This is a genomic window from Bradyrhizobium sp. CCBAU 65884, assembly GCF_028128835.1.
Taxonomy (GTDB): Bacteria; Pseudomonadota; Alphaproteobacteria; order Rhizobiales; family Xanthobacteraceae; genus Bradyrhizobium; species Bradyrhizobium ottawaense.
In genome coordinates, this window is the sequence record NZ_LBJU01000096.1 from 19,542 (window position 1) to 36,987 (window position 17,446).

General features: G+C 65.6%; 14 protein-coding genes. 11 read left to right on the top strand and 3 right to left on the bottom strand.

The annotated features are described in order from the left end of the window. Window positions 1-5 precede the first annotated feature (5 nt). A complete protein-coding gene (locus XI03_RS08310; protein WP_050995577.1) occupies window positions 6-1,001 on the bottom strand; it encodes a TRAP transporter substrate-binding protein in 996 nt (331 codons plus the stop codon). A 201-nt stretch (window positions 1,002-1,202) separates the two neighbouring features. Here XI03_RS08310 and ugpB point away from each other — a divergent pair, with 201 nt between their 5' ends. The 10 genes from ugpB (at window position 1,203) to XI03_RS08360 (ending at window position 12,755) form a co-directional block, all read left to right on the top strand. Next, window positions 1,203-2,528: a sn-glycerol-3-phosphate ABC transporter substrate-binding protein UgpB gene (ugpB, locus tag XI03_RS08315; RefSeq protein WP_404515856.1), complete on the top strand. Its 1,326-nt coding sequence runs from the start codon at window positions 1,203-1,205 to the stop codon at window positions 2,526-2,528. A 234-nt stretch (window positions 2,529-2,762) separates the two neighbouring features. Then, on the top strand, window positions 2,763-3,722 hold the full coding sequence (locus XI03_RS08320) for an aminoglycoside phosphotransferase family protein (RefSeq protein ID WP_271591855.1): 960 nt from the start codon (window positions 2,763-2,765) through the stop codon (window positions 3,720-3,722). A 360-nt stretch (window positions 3,723-4,082) separates the two neighbouring features. Further along, entirely contained in the window at window positions 4,083-5,705 is a 1,623-nt protein-coding gene (locus XI03_RS08325; RefSeq protein ID WP_271591856.1) for an ABC transporter substrate-binding protein, read from the top strand. 230 nt (window positions 5,706-5,935) lie between these two features. Beyond that, a complete protein-coding gene (locus tag XI03_RS08330; RefSeq protein ID WP_152102247.1) occupies window positions 5,936-6,949 on the top strand; it encodes an ABC transporter permease in 1,014 nt (337 codons plus the stop codon). A 9-nt stretch (window positions 6,950-6,958) separates the two neighbouring features. Continuing rightward, window positions 6,959-7,858 carry an ABC transporter permease gene (locus tag XI03_RS08335; RefSeq protein ID WP_212428745.1) on the top strand — a complete coding sequence of 300 codons (900 nt, stop codon included), beginning with the start codon at window positions 6,959-6,961 and terminating at the stop codon, window positions 7,856-7,858. A 289-nt stretch (window positions 7,859-8,147) separates the two neighbouring features. Then, complete coding sequence (locus XI03_RS08340; RefSeq protein ID WP_028139732.1) at window positions 8,148-9,971, top strand: dipeptide ABC transporter ATP-binding protein; 1,824 nt, start codon at window positions 8,148-8,150, stop codon at window positions 9,969-9,971. An 81-nt stretch (window positions 9,972-10,052) separates the two neighbouring features. Further along, a complete protein-coding gene (locus tag XI03_RS08345) occupies window positions 10,053-10,232 on the top strand; it encodes a DUF4089 domain-containing protein (RefSeq protein WP_018316853.1) in 180 nt (59 codons plus the stop codon). Window positions 10,233-10,239: 7 nt separating this feature from the next. Next, window positions 10,240-11,634, top strand: a complete 1,395-nt coding sequence (locus tag XI03_RS08350) for an AtzE family amidohydrolase (protein ID WP_271591857.1) — start codon at window positions 10,240-10,242, stop codon at window positions 11,632-11,634. A gap of 1 nt (window position 11,635) precedes the next feature. Next, entirely contained in the window at window positions 11,636-12,028 is a 393-nt protein-coding gene (hpxZ, locus tag XI03_RS08355; RefSeq protein WP_028139734.1) for an oxalurate catabolism protein HpxZ, read from the top strand. A gap of 4 nt (window positions 12,029-12,032) precedes the next feature. Then, complete coding sequence (locus XI03_RS08360; protein WP_271591858.1) at window positions 12,033-12,755, top strand: GntR family transcriptional regulator; 723 nt, start codon at window positions 12,033-12,035, stop codon at window positions 12,753-12,755. A 144-nt stretch (window positions 12,756-12,899) separates the two neighbouring features. On the opposite strand, the gene atzF is transcribed toward XI03_RS08360, so the two are convergent. Further along, a complete protein-coding gene (atzF, locus tag XI03_RS08365) occupies window positions 12,900-14,705 on the bottom strand; it encodes an allophanate hydrolase (RefSeq protein ID WP_442869702.1) in 1,806 nt (601 codons plus the stop codon). A gap of 208 nt (window positions 14,706-14,913) precedes the next feature. Then, window positions 14,914-15,408: a MarR family winged helix-turn-helix transcriptional regulator gene (locus XI03_RS08370; protein ID WP_028139737.1), complete on the bottom strand. Its 495-nt coding sequence runs from the start codon at window positions 15,406-15,408 to the stop codon at window positions 14,914-14,916. A gap of 152 nt (window positions 15,409-15,560) precedes the next feature. Here XI03_RS08370 and XI03_RS08375 point away from each other — a divergent pair, with 152 nt between their 5' ends. Then, window positions 15,561-17,411, top strand: a complete 1,851-nt coding sequence (locus XI03_RS08375; protein WP_271591860.1) for a feruloyl-CoA synthase — start codon at window positions 15,561-15,563, stop codon at window positions 17,409-17,411. The last annotated feature ends 35 nt before the right edge of the window (window positions 17,412-17,446 follow it).

Here is a 17,446-nt window from a genome sequence, read left to right on the forward strand (position 1 = left end):
GCGGCTCACTCCACCTTGCGAATACGTTCAATCAGCGCGGCCGCGGCGGGATCGCGCCCGGCCTTGGCGTAGATCGGGGCCATCGCGTCCTCGAACGGCTTGCGGTCGATCTCCCTGATGATGGTGACGCCGGCTTCCTGCGCCTTGCGCTGCGACTGCTCCTCGAGGTCGCGCCATTTCTCGCGCATGAACCGGCTGGAGCGCTGCGCGGCCTCCCGGAAGATCTTCTGGTCGTCCGGCGACAGGCTCTGCCAGGCCTTCAGCGAGATCACCAGCACCTCGGGGCTCATCGTGTGCTCGGTGAGCGTATAATGCCCGGCGTGCGTGTAATGATCCGTCGTCACGAAAGATGGCCAGTTGTTCTCGGCGCCGTCGATCAGATGGTTGGCGAGCCCGGTGAGCACCTGCCCATAGGGCATCTCGACCGGCTCGGCGCCGAGCGAGCGGATCATCTGGCTCATCAACTCCGACTGCTGCACCCGGATCCGCAATCCCTTGAGATCCGCGATGGTCTTCACCGGGCGGGCGCCGTTGTAGATCGACCGCGCCCCGGAATCGTAGAAGGCGAGCCCGACGAAGCCATAGGGCTCGAAGCTGTTCAGGATCTCGCTGCCGATCGGCCCGTCCAGCACCTTCTGCATGTGCTCGATGGACCGGAACAGGAACGGCATGGCGAGCACGTTCATCGCCGGCACGAAGTTGCCGATCAGCGCCACGTTGGTCCGGTTGAGGTCGATCGCGCCGGCCCGGGTCTGCTCGATGGTCTCCTTTTCCTCGCCGAGCTGGCGGGAGTGGAACACCTTGATCTCGTGGCGGCCGCCGCTGCGCTCGGCGATCAGCGCGCCCATGTAGCGCAGCGCCTGGACGGTCGGGTAATCCTCGGTCTGGGTATCGGCGGCGCGAAATTCGCGTGCAACGGCGCCCGTCGCACAGACGGCAAGCAGAAGCGCGACGACGATCACTCCGGTCCGCGAGAGTTCGGCACGGCTCAACACTGGCACACTCAACCCCTCAGTGGTGGAGTCTATGGCGGGAGCAAAAGGTTCAATGCAATCTAGCAGATGGTCGGGGGAAGGCCATCCCGCCCGGCGCGGCCGTGTAATTGTGCGGCGCGGCCGGCGTTCATTCCCGGTTGAAACCGGGTATGCCGCGCCGTAAGCAGGGTCGCCCGCCGTTCGGCGCGCGACACGGGAAGAGCCATCGTGACGTCAGCATTGCGCGTTTTGCGAATCGCCGCCGCCCTGGCGGCTCTCTCATTGGCTGCGCCCGTGCACGCCGCCACCGACATCGCGTGGTGGCACGCCATGTCCGGCGAGCTTGGGCGGCAATTGGAAAAGCTCGCCTCGGACTTCAACGCCTCGCAGTCCGATTACCGCATCGTGCCCGCTTACAAGGGCAACTACACCGAGACGGTGACCGCCGCGATCTTCGCCTTCCGCTCGCGCAGCCAGCCCGCCATCGTCCAGGTCAACGAGGTCGCCACCGCCACCATGACCGCGGCCAGGGGCGCGATCTATCCGGTGTTCAGCCTGATGCGGGACATGCACGAGCCGTTCTCGCTGACCGATTACCTGCCCGCGGTCTCCGGCTATTACACCGACGCGGCCGGCAATCTGTTGTCGTTCCCGTTCAACTCATCGACGCCGATCCTCTACTACAACAAGACCATGTTCCGCGACGCCGGCCTCGATCCGGAGGCGCCGCCGAAGACCTGGCCGGAGCTTGGCGCCGCCGCAAAGCGCCTGCGCGACCGTGGCGCTGCGTGCGGCTTCACCACGTCCTGGCCGTCCTGGATCCATGTCGAGAATTTCTCTGCTTTCCATAATTTGCCGCTGGCGACGCGCGGCAACGGCTTTGCCGGGCTCGATGCCGAGCTGACCATCAACAATCCGGTCGTGGTGATGCACATCGCCCAGCTCGCCGAATGGCAAAAGACAAAACTGTTCGACTATGGCGGCCGCGGACAAGCGGCCGAGCCGCGCTTTCAGAAGGGCGAATGCGGCATCTTCATCGGATCCTCGGCGACGCGCGCCGACATCAGAGCGAATTCGAAATTCGAGATCGGCTACGGCATGATGCCGTATTGGCCCGACGTGAAGGGCGCGCCGCAGAACTCGATCATCGGTGGCGCCACGCTGTGGGTGCTGCGCGACCGGCCGCGCGAGGAATACAAGGGCGTGGCGCGGTTCTTCGCCTATCTGTCGCAGCCCGGCGTGCAGGCCGCCTGGCATCAGAACACCGGCTATCTGCCGATCACCCGGGCCGCGTCCGAGCTGACGCGCGCGCAGGGCTTTTACGAGCGCAATCCGGGCTCGGCGATCTCGTTCGAGGAAATCACGCTCAATCCGCCGACGGAGAACTCGAAGGGCATCCGGCTCGGCTCCTTCGTCCTGATCCGCGGCGCGATCGAGGACGAGCTGGAGCAGGCGTTCGCCGGCCAGAAGAGCGCGCAGGCCGCGCTGGATTCCGCCGTCGAGCGCGGCAACAAGCTGCTTCGCCAGTTCGAGCGGGCAAGTCCGGAGCGGTAATGCATGTTGCGATTGGACACCGCTGCGACCTCGAGTGAGGTGCGCCCCCTCTCCCGCTTGCGGGGGAGGGCTGGGGTGGGGGTGTCTCCACAACGGGATAATCCCCTAGAGGAAAGAGCCCCCACCCGGCGCGGGACGATGCTTCGCATCGCCCGGAACGCGCCGACCTCCCCCGCAAGCGGGAGAGGTGCACCGTCTTCTTGGCTCGCACTGAATCAACAAAAAAACACCTGAATGACGATCGCTCCATCGCAAACACTGCCGGCCCTCACCGACTCCGAAAGCTTTCGCGCCTTTCGCTCCGCGTCCTCGCAATGGCTGCCGATCGCCCTCGACATCGCGCGCAGCCACGATCTCGATACCAGCGCGCCGCATGTGTTTGCGACCGGCACCAACCTCGTGGTTGGTCTCGGCGAGACGCTGATCCTGAAAATCTTCCCGCCGATGCTGCACGCACAATTCGTCTCCGAGCGCGGCTCGCTGATGCAGCTCGACGGCCATCTCGATCTGCCAATCCCCGAGATCGTCGCCGAAGGAACGCGAGACGGCTGGCCCTATCTCGTCATCACCCGTCTTGCCGGCAAGCTTGGCTCGGAGGTCTGGCCGCATCTGCCCGAAGCGCAGAAGGAGCGCCTGCTGCGCCAGATCGGCGAGACCATCGCGAGCGTCCAGCGCGTCCCGCTCGGACCGCTGGCGAACATCGAGCCGCGCTGGGACGACTTCATGCGTGCGCAGATGCTAGGCTGCCGTGCCCGGCACACGCGCCTCGGCCTCGCGCCGAAATTCCTCAAAGGCCTCGACGATCTCCTGCGCGATGCGGAAAAGCTCATTCCGATGGATGCGCCGCCGGTCTTTCTGGTCGGCGAGTACATCCCGGAGAACTTCCTGCTCGCCTGCGATGACGGCCAGTGGTCGCTCAAAGGCCTGTTCGACTTCGGCGACGTGCTGGCGGGATGGCGCGATTACGACCTGCTCGGCCCCGGCGCGTTCATGGCGGCGGGCCGGCCGGGGAGGGTGAAGAGCCTGCTCGAAGGCTTTGGCTATACGAAGCTCGACTATACGCTGAAGCGCCGGCTGATGGCCCTGATGCTGCTGCACCGCGCCAGCGACCTCAACAGCCACATCTGCATCGCGGGCTGGCAGGAGCAGGCGGATGACCTGGTCGAGCTGCAGGAGCTGATCTGGGCGGGTTGAGGCCGGTCAGCGCCGGCCCCGCCTCTCTCCGTCATTCCGGGGCGCCGCGGAGCGGCGAGCCCGGAATCCATGATCCTGCGCGTGCTGCCGCCCGATGGATTCCGGGCTCGATGCTGCGCATCGCCCTGGAATGACAGCCGTGCTTATCGGGCGGGCGCCAATCAAAATTCAGCCCATTGAATAGGCAAATCTGTATCTTTGTATGCAATCTCGGGAGATCGAGACGAAGGCCACGACGCGCCTAAATCGACATTTCATAAGCGATATCAGTTCATTAACTTGATCGTAAATACCCGTTAAGCCTTGGCACGAACTTTGCGAATCCGGTTCCAACCAAAAACTTTGAGTTGGAGCGATTTCATGAAGCGCCGCGATTTCCTCAAGTCCGTTTCCGGATTGGCCGCCGGGGCGGCGCTTCCGGCGATGCCTCAGGTGATTTCCTCGGCCTATGCCGACGCCCGCTCCGAGACGCTGCTGATCGTCTCGGAAGGCGGCCCGAACAATCTCGACATCCACGGCGTCGGCACCAACGTGCCCGGCTATGAGGTGTCCTGGAATTGCTACGACCGCCTGATCAGCCACGAGATGAAGAGCGGCCCCGGCGGGGTGCCCTATTACGACCGCGACAAGTTCAAGGGCGAGCTCGCCGAGGAGTTTAGGATCGACGACATGTCGGTCACCTTCAAGCTGAAGAAGAACGCCAAATTCCACGACGGGGCGCCCGTTACCGCCAAGGACGTGAAGTGGTCGCTCGACCGCGCCGTCAGCGTCGGCGGCTTTCCGACGTTCCAGATGAGCGCGGGCTCGCTGACCAAGCCCGAACAGTTCGTCGTGATCGACGACCACACGGTGCGCGTCGACTTCCTGAAGAAGGACAAGCTGACGGTCCCCGATCTCGCCGTGATCGTGCCCTGCATCGTCAACTCCGAGCTGGTGAAGAAGAACGCCAGCGAGAAGGACCCCTGGGGCCTCGAATTCACCAAGCAGCAGACCGCGGGCTCCGGCGCCTACAAGGTGGCGAAATGGACCGCGGGCACCGAAGTGATCATGGAGCGCAACGAGGATTGGGTCGGCGGCCCCTTGCCGAAGATCAAGCGCGTGATCTGGCGCATGGTGCCGCAGGCCGGCAACCGCCGCGCGCTGCTGGAGCGCGGCGATGCCGACATCTCCTACGAGCTGCCGAACAAGGACTTTCAGGAGATGAAGGCCAACGGCAAGCTCAACGTGGTGTCGCTGCCGTTCTCCAACGGCATCCAGTATATCGGCATGAACGTCACCAAGCCGCCCTTCGACAATCCGAAGGTGCGTCAGGCGGTCGCCTACGCGCTGCCCTATCAGAAGATCATGGACGCCGTGATGTTCGGCCTCGCCAACCCGATGTTCGGCGCGGCCAAGGACAAGGCGACCGAGGTCGCCTGGCCGCAGCCGCATAAATACAACACCGACATGGACAAGGCGAAGGCGCTACTGGCGGAGGCCGGCTACGCCAACGGCTTCGAGACCACGATCTCGTTCGACCTCAATTTTGCCGGCGTCAACGAGCCGCTCTGCGTGCTGGTGCAGGAGAGCCTGGCGCAGATCGGCATCAAGACCACCATCAACAAGGTGCCCGGCGCCAACTGGCGCACCGAATTGAACAAGAAGGAGATGCCGCTCTTCACCAACGTGTTCTCGGGCTGGCTCGATTACCCCGAGTACTTCTTCTACTGGTGCTATCACGGCAACAATTCCGTCTTCAACACCATGAGCTACAAGTCGGCGGAGATGGACAGACTGATCGACGGCGCCCGCACCGCCGCCGCGGCCGGCGACAAGTCAACTTACGATGCCGACGTGAAGGGCTTTGTCGATCTCGCCTTCACCGACATCCCGCGCATCCCGCTGTACCAGCCCTTCGTCAACGTCGCGATGCAGAAGAACATCAGCGGCTATCAATACTGGTTCCACCGGAGGCTCGATTATCGCGCGCTGGCGAAGGGGTGAGGTGTCGTGCGTGCGTGCGATCTGGCCGTGTCTTTCAGCTCTTGGAGTGAGGCTGCCACCGCTCCCTCATTCCCTCCCCCCTTGTGGGGGAGGGGCAGGGAGGGGGGTAGCCACAAACTCAGACCTCTCCCGGAGCCACCCCCCTCCCTAGCCCTCCCCCACAAGGGGGGAGGGAACGCAGCCGAACGTGCCGCACGATCTCGTTCCCATACGCAGCGCAGGAGCACCCCATGCTCACCATGATCGGCAAGCGCCTGATGTTTGCGATTCCCTCGCTGATCGGGGTCGTCATCGTCACCTTCCTGCTGACGCGCGCGCTGCCGGGCGATCCCGCCGCCTACTTCGCCGGCCCCGCTGCGACGAAGGAAGCCGTCGAGCAGATCCGGAAAAAACTCGGCCTCGACAAGCCGCTGATCGAGCAGTTCTTCCGCTACACGGCCGATCTCGCCCATGGCGATTTCGGCAATTCGCTGACGACGGGACAGCCGGTCGCTGCCGAAATCCGCAACCGCCTGCCGGCCTCTGCCGAGCTGACCTTGCTCGGTCTCATCGTCTCGGTCGTCATCGCCATCCCACTCGGCGTGCTCGCTGCAACACGGCCGGGATCATGGGTCGATCACTTATGTCGGGTGACGACGACAGCCGGCGTCTCGCTGCCGGTGTTCTTCACTGGCCTCGTGCTGGTCTATGTCTTCTATTTCCGGCTCGGCTGGTCGCCGGCGCCGCTCGGGCGTCTCGACGTGTTCTACAGTGCGCCGCCGACGGTGACCGGCTTCTATCTGATCGACACCTTGATCGCGCGCGATCTCGAAGCGTTCCGCTCGGCGCTGAGCCAGCTCATCCTGCCGGCGACGACGTTGGCGATCTTCTCGCTGGCGCCGATCGCACGCATGACACGCGCCTCGATGCTGGCGGTGCTCGCGTCCGAATTCGTCCGCACCGCGCGCGCCAGCGGCCTGTCACCTTCGACCGTGATCGTCACTTACGCCTTCCGCAATGCGATGCTGCCCGTGATCACCACGCTCAGCATGGTGTTCTCGTTCCTGCTCGGCGCCAACGTGCTGGTGGAAAAAGTCTTCGCATGGCCCGGCATCGGCTCCTACGCGGTGGAAGCGCTGATCTCGTCGGACTTCGCGCCGGTGCAAGGTTTTGTCCTGACCATGGCGGTCATGTACGTGCTGCTCAATCTCGTGATCGACATTTTGTACGGCGTGATCGATCCGCGCGTGCGGTTGGAAGGGTAGGGGGCATTCATGAGTTCTGTTGCGCCTGCTGTCGAGCCTGTCGGTCCCGCACGTACCTCGGGACTGGCTGCGATCCTCGAACAGACCCGCTACGTGCTCGGCGAGAACAAGGTCACGGGCTTTGCCTTCGCCTTGCTGATCCTGATCCTCGCCGCCGCGATCTTCGGTCCCTATGTGGTGCCGTACGATCCGCTCGCCTCGGATACAGCTGCTGCGCTGAAACCGCCATCGGCCGCGCACTGGTTCGGCACCGACCAATTGGGGCGCGATATCTTTAGTCGCGTCGTCGTGGCAACGCGGCTCGACACTTTTATCGCGGTCGCCTCCGTCGCGCTGGTGTTCCTGATGGGCGGCCTCGCCGGCATCGCTGCCGGCTATTTCGGTGGCTGGACCGATCGCATCGTCGGCCGCATCGCCGACACCATCATGGCTTTCCCGCTGTTCGTGCTGGCGATGGGCATCGTCGCCGCGCTCGGCAACACCGTGCAGAACATCATCCTCGCCACAGCCATCGTGAACTTCCCGCTCTACGCCCGCGTCGCGCGCGCCGAGGCCAACGTCCGCCGCAACGCCGGCTTCGTGCAGGCCGCGCGCCTCTCCGGCAACGGCGAATTCCGCATCCTCTTGGTGCACATCCTCCCGAACATCATGCCGATCATGATCGTGCAGATGTCGCTGACCATGGGCTACGCCATCCTCAATGCCGCCGGTCTCTCCTTCATCGGCCTCGGCGTCCGCCCGCCCACCGCCGAATGGGGCATCATGGTCGCCGAAGGCGCCGGCTTCATGGTGTCAGGCGAATGGTGGATCGCGCTATTCCCCGGCCTCGCCCTGATGATCGCCGTGTTCTGCTTCAACCTCCTGGGCGACGGCCTGCGCGACATCGTCGATCCCCAGCGGAGGACGTGATGATTGCTTTGTCTGAAGCCGGTGCTGCCGTTCGCCTCTCCCCGCGTGCGGGGAGAGGCCGGGCCGCGTTAGCGGACCGGGTGAGGGGGGGGCTCCGCGAACTCCTCTGCCAGCCGTTTGCGCGGAGAGAGGCCCCTCACCCCAACCCTCTCCCCGTAAGAACGGGGAGAGGGAGCGAGAGGCCCGTGCACGCCTCACGCGCAAACACCCGTCAAAAATTCTCCAATGATTCTAATCCCGTTCTACTGTGCATGGGGTTGTTTTCGCGTTTTTTGGTTCGTAGGCCCGCATGACCGCCCAGCCGCTGCTCGACGTCCAGGACCTCACCGTCGAATTCTCCACCCGCCGCGGCATCGTCAAAGCGGTGCAGCACGTCAACATCTCCGTCGCCAAGGGCGAGACGCTTGCCATCGTCGGCGAGTCCGGCTCGGGCAAGTCGGTGACGTCCTACGCGGTGATGCGCATCCTCGACCGCGCGGGGCGGATCGCCGAGGGCTCGGTGATGTTCTCCGGCATCGACGTCAAGGCCGCGACCGAGGACCAGATGCGCGATCTGCGCGGCCGCGAAGTCTCGATGATCTTTCAGAACCCGCGCGCCGCACTCAACCCGATCCGGAAAGTCGGCGACCAGATCGAGGACGTCTTGCGCACCCACGTGCAGCAGGCCCAAGTCAAGGATCACGGCGAGAAGGCGATCGAGGCGCTGGAGCAGGTCAAGATCGCCCGCCCGCGCGAGCGCTACCACGCCTATCCGTTCGAGCTCTCGGGCGGCATGTGCCAGCGTGTCGTCATCGCGCTCGCGCTCGCCTGCAATCCGCAGCTGCTGATCGCGGACGAGCCGACCACCGGCCTCGACGTGACCACGCAGAAGGCGGTGATGGACCTGATCGTGGAGCTGACCAAGCGCCGCGCGATGTCGACCATCCTGATCACCCACGATCTCGGCTTGGCAGCCGCCTATTGCGACCGCGTCGTGGTGATGGAGAAGGGCCGCGTGGTCGAAACCGCGAAAGCCGCCGACATCTTCGCCAACCCGCAGCATCCCTACACCAAGAAGCTGATGCGCGCGACGCCGCGGCTCGGCGTGAGCCTGCGGGATCTGCTGCCGGAGGAGGAGACTCTAGCCTCTCCCCGCGTGCGGGGAGAGGCCGACGCGCGGAGCGCGGCGGGTGAGGGGGGCTCTCCCAGCACCGTGCTCGCGGAGAGTCCCCCTCACCCCGACCCTCTTAGCGCGAGCGAAGCTCGTCGCGACCCCGCAAGCGGGGAGAGGGAGAAGACGCCGCTCCTCCTCATCGAAAAGCTCGTCAAGGAATACCCGCGCCAGGGCGCCACCGCCACGCTCGGAAAGCTGTTCGGCCGCAAGCCGCCGCTGGAGCCGGATGTCTTCCGCGCCGTTGACGGCATCAGCTTTTCGATCGGCCATGGCGAAAGCGTCGGCCTTGTCGGCGAGTCTGGCTGCGGCAAATCGACCACGTCGATGATGGTGATGCGCCTGCTCGACCAGACCTCCGGCCTGATCCAGTTCGACGGCGAGGACATCGGCGGCATCGCGCCGGCCTCGTTCGCCCGGCTGCCGCAGCGCAGCCGCATCCAGATGGTGTTCCAGGATCCGACCGACAGCCTCAACCCGCGCTTCACCGCCGCGCGCGCCATTGCCGACCCGATCATGCAATTGGGAGATATCAGGGGACGCGATGCGCTCCGCGCCCGCTGCGAGGAGCTGGCCACCATGGTCGGCCTGCCGCACAACCTGCTGGATCGTTTCCCGCATCAATTGTCCGGCGGCCAGAAGGCCCGTGTCGGCATCGCCCGCGCCATCGCGCTGCATCCCAAGCTGGTCATCCTGGACGAGCCGACGGCGGCGCTGGACGTCTCGGTGCAGGCTGTCGTTCTGAACCTGCTGCAGGACCTCAAGGCGCGGCTAGGTATGAGCTATCTGTTCGTCTCGCATGATTTGAATGTGGTGCGCTTGCTGTGCGATCGTGTCATTGTGATGCGGACGGGGCGAATCGTCGAAGAGGGCTCTTCCGAGCAGGTCTTGAGCGATCCGCAGGACGACTACACCAAGGAGCTGCTGACGGCGATCCCGCATCCGCCGCTGCAGGTACACTGAGCATGATCAGGAAAAGTGTGACGCGGTTTTCCGAAAAGATCATGCTCAAATGACAACCTAGAGAGCTAGTTTGGGAGCGTGATGGCCGAGCCGCTGGACGATTATATCGACGCCGTATCGAAAGCGCTGGCGCTGCCGGTCGAGGAGGCCTGGAGGCCCGCGGTGCGCGCCAATCTCGAAGTCTCGCTGCGCCTCGCTCGCCTGGTCGACGAATTCGCGCTGCCGGACGAGACCGAGCCGGCGCCGATTTTCACCGCTTGATGCTGCCATGACCAGCAAGCCAGAGATGACGGCCTCGGACATCGCGAGTGCGGTTGCGGGCCGCCGGATGTCCGCGCTCGATGCCACGGAAGCGGCACTTTCGCGCATCAAGCAGCATGACGGCATCCTCAATTCCTTCACCGACGTCACCGCCGATCGCGCCCGCGCCAAAGCGCGCGCCGTCGACGCCGATATCGCCGCCGGCAAGGAAGTCGGCCCGCTCGCCGGCGTTCCCTTCGCGGTGAAGAACCTGTTTGACGTCGCCGGGCTTCCGACGCGCGCCGGCTCGAAGATCAACCGCGATCGCGCGCCCGCAGCGCGCGATGCGACGCTGATCGAGCGGATGGAAGCCGCCGGCGCCGTGCTGGTCGGCGCGCTCAACATGGGCGAATACGCCTATGATTTTACGGGCGAGAACGTCCATGACGGTCCCTCGCGCAATCCGCACGACACCACGCGGATGACCGGCGGCTCCTCGGGCGGCTCCGGCAGCGCGGTCGGCGGCGCGCTGGTGCCGATCGCGCTCGGCTCGGACACCAATGGCTCGATCCGCGTGCCGTCCTCGTTTTGCGGCATTTTTGGTTTGAAGCCGACCTATGGCCGGCTGTCGCGCGCGCGCTCGTTCCCGTTCGTCGCGAGCCTCGATCATCTCGGCCCGTTCGCGCGCTCCGTCACCGATCTCGCGCTCGCCTATGACGTGATGCAGGGCCCGGACGCGGAGGACAGCGCCTGCACGACGCGCGGGCTGGAGCCGACGCTGCCGCTGATCGCCAATCCCGTCTCGGATCTGCGCATCGCGATCGCCGGCGGGTATTTCCAGAAGAACGTGTTTCCGGAAGCGGTCGAGGCCGTCAGCCGCGTCGCCAAGGCGCTTGGCGCAACGAAGGTGGTCGACGTTCCCGAAGCCGCGCGCGCCCGCGCGGCCGCCTATGTCATCACCACCACCGAAGGCGCGTCGCTGCATCTCGATCGCCTGCGCAAGCGGCCGAACGATTTCGATCCTGCGGTGCGCGACCGGCTGATCGCTGGCGCGATGGTGCCGGCGCCGATGGTCGATCGGGCGCAAAAATTTCGGCGCTGGTATCGCGCGCAGCTCGCCGAGATCTTCAAGACCGTCGACGTGCTGCTCGCGCCGGCAACGCCCTGCACCGCGCCAAAGCTCGGGCAGGTGAATTTCAACCTCGACGGCGTCGAGCTGCCGGTGCGCGCCAATATCGGCGTCCACACCCAGCCGATCTCCTTCATCGGCCTGCCGGTGGTGGCCGTCCCGGTGCCGCTCGAGCCGCTGCCGATCGGCGTGCAGATCATCGCTGCGCCCTGGCGCGAGGACATCGCGCTCCGCGTCGCCTACGCTTTGGAAAAGATGGGCGTCGCGGCAGCGCCCGCGCCGAGAGGACTCTGACATGGAGATCGATCTCCCTGAGGTGATCGCGGAAGTCAAAGCCGCATTCGATCGTTATGAGCAGGCCCTCGTCAGTAACGATGTCGCCGTGCTCGGCGAGCTCTTCCGCAACGATCCCCGCACGCTGCGCTACGGCATCGGTGAGAACCTCTACGGCTACGAGGCGATCAACGGCTTCCGCGCCGCGCGCTCGCCGGTCGGCCTGAACCGCCGCACCGCCAAGACGGTGATCAGCAGCTATGGCCGCGACACGGCGGTGGCCTCCACCCTGTTCTACCGCGATACGGCGCCCGGCAAGGTCGGCCGGCAGATGCAGACCTGGATTCGCTTTCCCGAGGGCTGGCGCGTCGTCGCCGCCCATGTCAGCATGATCGACGAGCCGAAAGAGACCTGACCGCATGACGCTCGACGATCTTCCGCAGGGAGCACTGCCGGCCGAGCCGGTGGTGCCCCGCGTCGACCGTGCCTCGCCATCGCTGCAGAAGGTCACGCGCGCCGAGGAGCTGCGCCTGCAGCTCGCCGACGAAATCGTGCGCGGCACCCTGGCCCCCGGCGCGCCCCTGGACGAGACCGACATCGCGCGCCGCTTCAGCGTCTCGCGCACGCCGGTACGCGAAGCGCTGCGTCAGCTCGTGGCCAGCGGCCTCGTCGAAGCGCGTGCCCATCGCGGCGCGGTGGTGGCGCAGCCCTCGATCGAGCGTCTGACGAGCATGTTCGAGGCCATGGCCGAGCTCGAGGCGCTGTGCGCCGGGCTCGCCGCCGAGCGCATGTCCGCGGCCGAGCGCCATGGGCTGGAAGCCATCCACGAGGAGCTGCGGGTGCTGAGCTACACGGGCAATCCCGATCGCTTTCACGAGGTCAACGAACGCTTCCACAACGCGATTTATGCGGGATCGCAGAACGGCTACATCGCCGAGATCACGCTGGCGACGCGGGTGCGCGTGCAGCCGTTCCGCCGCGCCCAGTTCCGCAACCTCGGCCGTCTCGCCAAGTCGCAAGCCGAGCACGACCGCGTCGTCGTCGCCATCATGCGCGGCGACAAGCAGGGCGCAGCCGCCGCGATGCGCGCGCATATCGAGCTGGTACGCGGGGAGTACGAGATTTACGCGGTGTCGGTGTAGGGCACGTCCGTGTCCCGGACGCGATGCAGCGCGTAGCGCTGCTCCGCAGAGCCGGGACCCATCTATCCATCTCGCACAGCAGCTCTATGGGTCCCGGTTCAGCAGCGCACCACTGCGTGATGCGCTGCGCCCGGGACACGAGACCTACGTCTTGGCAGCTTCCGCCATGAATTTCCGCCATCCCCCAAACGCCGTGATGTCGCGCGCGTCGCCCAGCACTTCGGGCTCGACGAGAAACCCTTTCACGCTGCGGCCATCGGCAAGGCGCACCGTGCCGATCGCCATCGGCGAAGGAATCGCATTGACGAATTTGCCGAAGGCGGACGGCGACAGCGACCAGATCTCCAGCTCGATGGCGGCGCCCTTGCCGGCTGCGACGCGCAGCATGCCGGGTTTCGGCGGCGTGGTCTTGAGCGCGTAGAGCTTGTAGTCGGGCGCAGTTCTGGTTGCCTCGATCAGGCGCCCGTTCAGTGCCTTCAATTCGCCGTTGAGCACCATGCCGGACAGATGTGCGCCGACGACCGCGATCGGGATCTCGTCGCCGCTGCTTGGCGGCAGCGGCGACAGCGGAGCTTGCGCCGTGCCCTTCGCGCCGAGACTCAGCTTGGTATCGGCATGGAAGACGCGACCGATGCTCGCGAGCAGCGCATCATGCCCCGCGGGCGCGAGCAGCGTGATGCCGAACGGAATGCCGTCGCCGCGCATCGACGCCGGCAGCGCGAGGCCGCAGAGATCGAGCAGATTGACGAAATTGGTGTAGGTGCCGAGCCGGCTGTTGAGCTCGATCGGATTGGCGAGCACCTGCGCGGTCGTATAGGCGGTCGGCGCGGTCGGCAGCACCAGTGCGTCGATATTGGCGAACGTCCGCTCGGCGATCTTGCGCAGGCCCTGCAGGCGATAGAGCGCCGAGAACGTGTCCGCAGCGGTGAGCCGCGCGCCGGCCGCGGTGATCTCGCGCGTCACCGGATGAATCGAATCGGGCGCGGACGCCAGCAGATCCTTGATCACGAGGTAGCGTTCGGCGACCCAGGGGCCCTCATAGAGCAGCCGCGCCGTCTCGTAGAACGGCTCGAGGTCGAATTCGACCAGCGTTGCGCCAAGCGCAGTCCAGCGCTTCAGCGCATCGGCGTAGGCGGCTTCCGCTTTCTTGTCGCCGAAAAAGATCAGCTGTCCGTTGCGCGGCACGCCGAGGCGCAAGCCTGCCGGGAACGGCGTGAGCGCGTCCAGCGGCCGGTCGCGCGAGAACGGATCGGCCGGGTCCGGCCCCGCCATCACGGACAGCGCCAGTGCGGCATCGTCCACGGTCAGCGCAAACACCGAGATGCAATCGAGCGTGCGGCAGGCCGGCACCAGCCCCGCATTCGAGACCATGCCGAGGCTCGGCTTCAGCCCGACGATGTTGTTGAGCATCGCCGGCACGCGGCCCGAGCCGGCGGTGTCGGTGCCCAGCGACAGCGGCACCAGCCCCGCGCCGACCGCCACCGCGGAGCCCGAACTGGAGCCGCCGGGAATAAGATCCTCGCGGATCGAATTCTTGGGAACGCCGTAGGGCGAGCGCACGCCGACGAGGCCGGTGGCGAACTGGTCGAGATTGGTCTTGCCGATGATGATGGCGCCGGCCGCGCGCAGCCGCGCCACCGCAGTCGAGTCATGCGTCGGCGCAGTGGAGAAGGCCGGGCAGGCCGCCGTGGTCGGAAAGCGCAGCGCGTCGATATTGTCCTTCACCGCAACGGGCACGCCGTAGAGTGGCAGGCTGGCGGTGTCCTTCGTGGCGAGCCTCTCAGCCTCCGCGATCGCATCCTTTTCGTCGCGCAGGCTGATGAAGATGGCGGGATCATTGTGGTCGCGGATGCGCTGATAGGTCCGCGCGACCGTCTCTGCCGGCGTCAACGTGCCCGCGCGATGCGCGGCCACAATCGCGGCGATCGTTTCAGGCTGCTCAGCCCCCATTTCAGCCCCCATGGCGACAAAACTCCGGCAACTGCTTCACCCCCCGGAGTGAAGCAAGCGATGTGCCATTGTGTACATTATCCGGGCAGGACGGAGGCTGCGGATATGATCCGTGGGATCAGTGGCTTGCGGGATATTTTGGCAGGCGGGCGGGCCGTGCCGTCAGCGCCCCGTGACGGGCATCTGCCCAAATCTTGGGCAGCCGAGATCAGGTGAAGCCAGCGAGGATCCGCAGCAGCTGCGCCCGGTTTTCCTTGCCGATCTTCTCTTCGACATGCCGCTCGTGCTCGGCCGCGAGCCGCTTGAATTTCGCCAGCGCCGTCTCGCCCTGGGTCGTGAGATGCAGCGCATGCGAGCGACGGTCCGCCTTCGATTTGACCCGCTTCACGAGCTTGCGCTGTTCGAGGCTGTCGAGCAGGTGCACCAGCCGGGCGCGCTCGATGCCAAGGCGCTTTGCCACCGCCATCTGCGACAGGCCCGGATTAGCGCCGATCACGGTCAGCACCGAATATTGCGTCGGTCGGATGTCGACATCGCCGAGCGTTCTGATGAAGTCCTGAAAGATCCAGATCTGGAAGCGCCGCACCGCATAGCCGGCGTGCCCGACCAGTGCGTCGAGGCCGATATCGTCGGCCATGTCCCGAGGCGCCGCGCCGTTGCCGGCGCGTCTGCGTGCGGAAGTCTGGGCTGAGGTGGCTGTCAAATCGCGTCTCCTGCCGGACTATTCTTGTAACGTCATTATAGCGCGGGCGGAAGATTGTTGTTGACGACAACAATTGTCATGCCCAACATTATGGCCAAAGCAGCCCGGAACGAGGCTGCGGCCGATCCGGGATCCGGGCGGAGGAGGAAGTCATGACAACCGCCGCTCGCGGCGATGCCGCAAGCCTGTTTGCAACGCCACGGACCGTCGCCGAGCATCGCGCCGACGGCAGCATCGTGCTGCGCTCGCCCGACCCCTTGCGCGACGGCGCGCGCTGCGTCGGCGACTGGCTGGAGCAATGGGCGCGGCAAACGCCGGATGCGACCTTCCTTGCCGAGCGCGGCGACGTCGAGGCGCCCTGGACCACCGTCAGCTATGCGCAGGCGCTGCGCCAGGTGCGTGCGGCGGCGTCCTGGATCCTGGCACAGGGTCTGAGCGCCGAACGCCCGCTCGCGATTCTCTCCGACAACAGCATCGACCACGCGCTGCTGGCGCTTGCGGCCCAGCATGTCGGCGTGCCCTCGGCGGCGATTTCGCCGGCCTATTCGTTGATGTCGAAAGATTTTGACAAGCTCAAGAGCATGATCGCACTGCTCGAGCCGGGCGCGATCTATGTCTCCGCCATGAAACCATTTGCGGCAGCGCTGGCGGCGATCAAACCGCTTCACACGGCCCAGATCATCAGCGGCATCGACGGCGATGCCGATGCGTTGGCCTTCGGCGCCATTGCAACAACGCCTGAAACGCCCGACGTCGCAACGGCGTTCGCCGCGGTGACGCCCGACACGATCGCCAAATTCCTGTTCACCTCGGGGTCGACAGGTACGCCCAAGGCCGTCATCAACACCCAGCGCATGCTGACCTCGAGCCAGCAGGCCAAGGCGCAGACCTGGACATTTCTGGAGCAGGGTGGTCGCGATCTCGTCATTCTCGACTGGCTGCCCTGGAGCCACACCTTCGGCGCCAACCACAATTTCAACCTCGTGCTGCGCAATGGCGGCTCGCTTTATATCGACGGCGGCAAGCCTGCGCCCGGGCTGTTTGCGACGTCGCTGGCCAATCTGAAAAGCGTGATGCCGACGGTCTATTTCAACGTGCCGCGCGGATTCGACATGCTGATCGCGGCGCTGCGCGGCGACGAGGAGCTGCGCCACCGCTTCTTCAGCGAGGTGAAATTCGCCTTCTATGCCGGTGCCGCGTTGCCGCAGAACCTCTGGGACGCGCTCGAAGAGCTCTCGATCAGGACCGTCGGCCGCGCGATGCCGATGGTCTCGGCCTGGGGCTCGACCGAGACGTCGCCGCTTGCGACCGACTGCCATTTCCTCGCGGAGCGCTCCGGCAATATCGGTGTCCCCATTCCCGGCACCGAGCTGAAGCTCGTCGCCTCCGGCGACAAGCTCGAGGTGCGGGTACGTGGTCCCAACGTCACGCCGGGCTATTGGAAGGCGCCGGAGCTGACCAGGCAGGCCTTTGATGAAGAGGGTTTTTATCTCATCGGCGATGCGGTGAAGCTTGCCGATCGCGCGCGGCCGGAGCGCGGTCTGTTCTTTGACGGCCGGGTGGCCGAGGATTTCAAGCTCAATTCCGGCACCTGGGTCAGCGTCGGCACGCTGCGCGTTGCCGGCATCGCCGCGCTGGCGCCGCTGGCGCAGGATATCGTGGTGTCAGGTCATGGCGGCGACGAAGTGCGCTTCCTGGTGTTCCCCAACGTCGCGGCCTGCCGTGCTCATGCCGGCCTGGGCGAGACGGCTGATGTGCACGAGGTGCTCGCGCATGCCAAGGTCAGGAGCGCCATTGCGCAGGGACTGGTGAAACTGAAGCAGGACGGCCCCAATTCCGCCGGCCACGCCACGCGCGCGCTGCTTCTCGCCGAGCCGCCGTCGGTCGATGGCGGCGAGATTACCGACAAGGGCTACATCAACCAGCGCGCCGTGCTGACCCGCCGCGCCAATGCGGTGGCGAGGTTGAGCGATGATGCGTCGGGCGAGTGGATTGGGCTGTAAAGGCCGAGTTAGCGAAGCCACATTCCGCTGTCATT

Coding starts and splice junctions, on each gene's coding strand:
- XI03_RS08325 (WP_271591856.1), top strand. CDS start 4,083: ATGAAGCGCCGCGATTTCCTCAAGTCCGTTTCCGGATTGGCCGCCGGG.
- XI03_RS08330 (WP_152102247.1), top strand. CDS start 5,936: ATGCTCACCATGATCGGCAAGCGCCTGATGTTTGCGATTCCCTCGCTG.
- XI03_RS08375 (WP_271591860.1), top strand. CDS start 15,561: ATGACAACCGCCGCTCGCGGCGATGCCGCAAGCCTGTTTGCAACGCCA.
- hpxZ (WP_028139734.1), top strand. CDS start 11,636: ATGGAGATCGATCTCCCTGAGGTGATCGCGGAAGTCAAAGCCGCATTC.
- XI03_RS08345 (WP_018316853.1), top strand. CDS start 10,053: ATGGCCGAGCCGCTGGACGATTATATCGACGCCGTATCGAAAGCGCTG.
- atzF (WP_442869702.1), bottom strand. CDS start 14,705: ATGGGGGCTGAGCAGCCTGAAACGATCGCCGCGATTGTGGCCGCGCAT.
- XI03_RS08335 (WP_212428745.1), top strand. CDS start 6,959: ATGAGTTCTGTTGCGCCTGCTGTCGAGCCTGTCGGTCCCGCACGTACC.
- XI03_RS08360 (WP_271591858.1), top strand. CDS start 12,033: ATGACGCTCGACGATCTTCCGCAGGGAGCACTGCCGGCCGAGCCGGTG.
- XI03_RS08340 (WP_028139732.1), top strand. CDS start 8,148: ATGACCGCCCAGCCGCTGCTCGACGTCCAGGACCTCACCGTCGAATTC.
- XI03_RS08320 (WP_271591855.1), top strand. CDS start 2,763: ATGACGATCGCTCCATCGCAAACACTGCCGGCCCTCACCGACTCCGAA.
- XI03_RS08350 (WP_271591857.1), top strand. CDS start 10,240: ATGACCAGCAAGCCAGAGATGACGGCCTCGGACATCGCGAGTGCGGTT.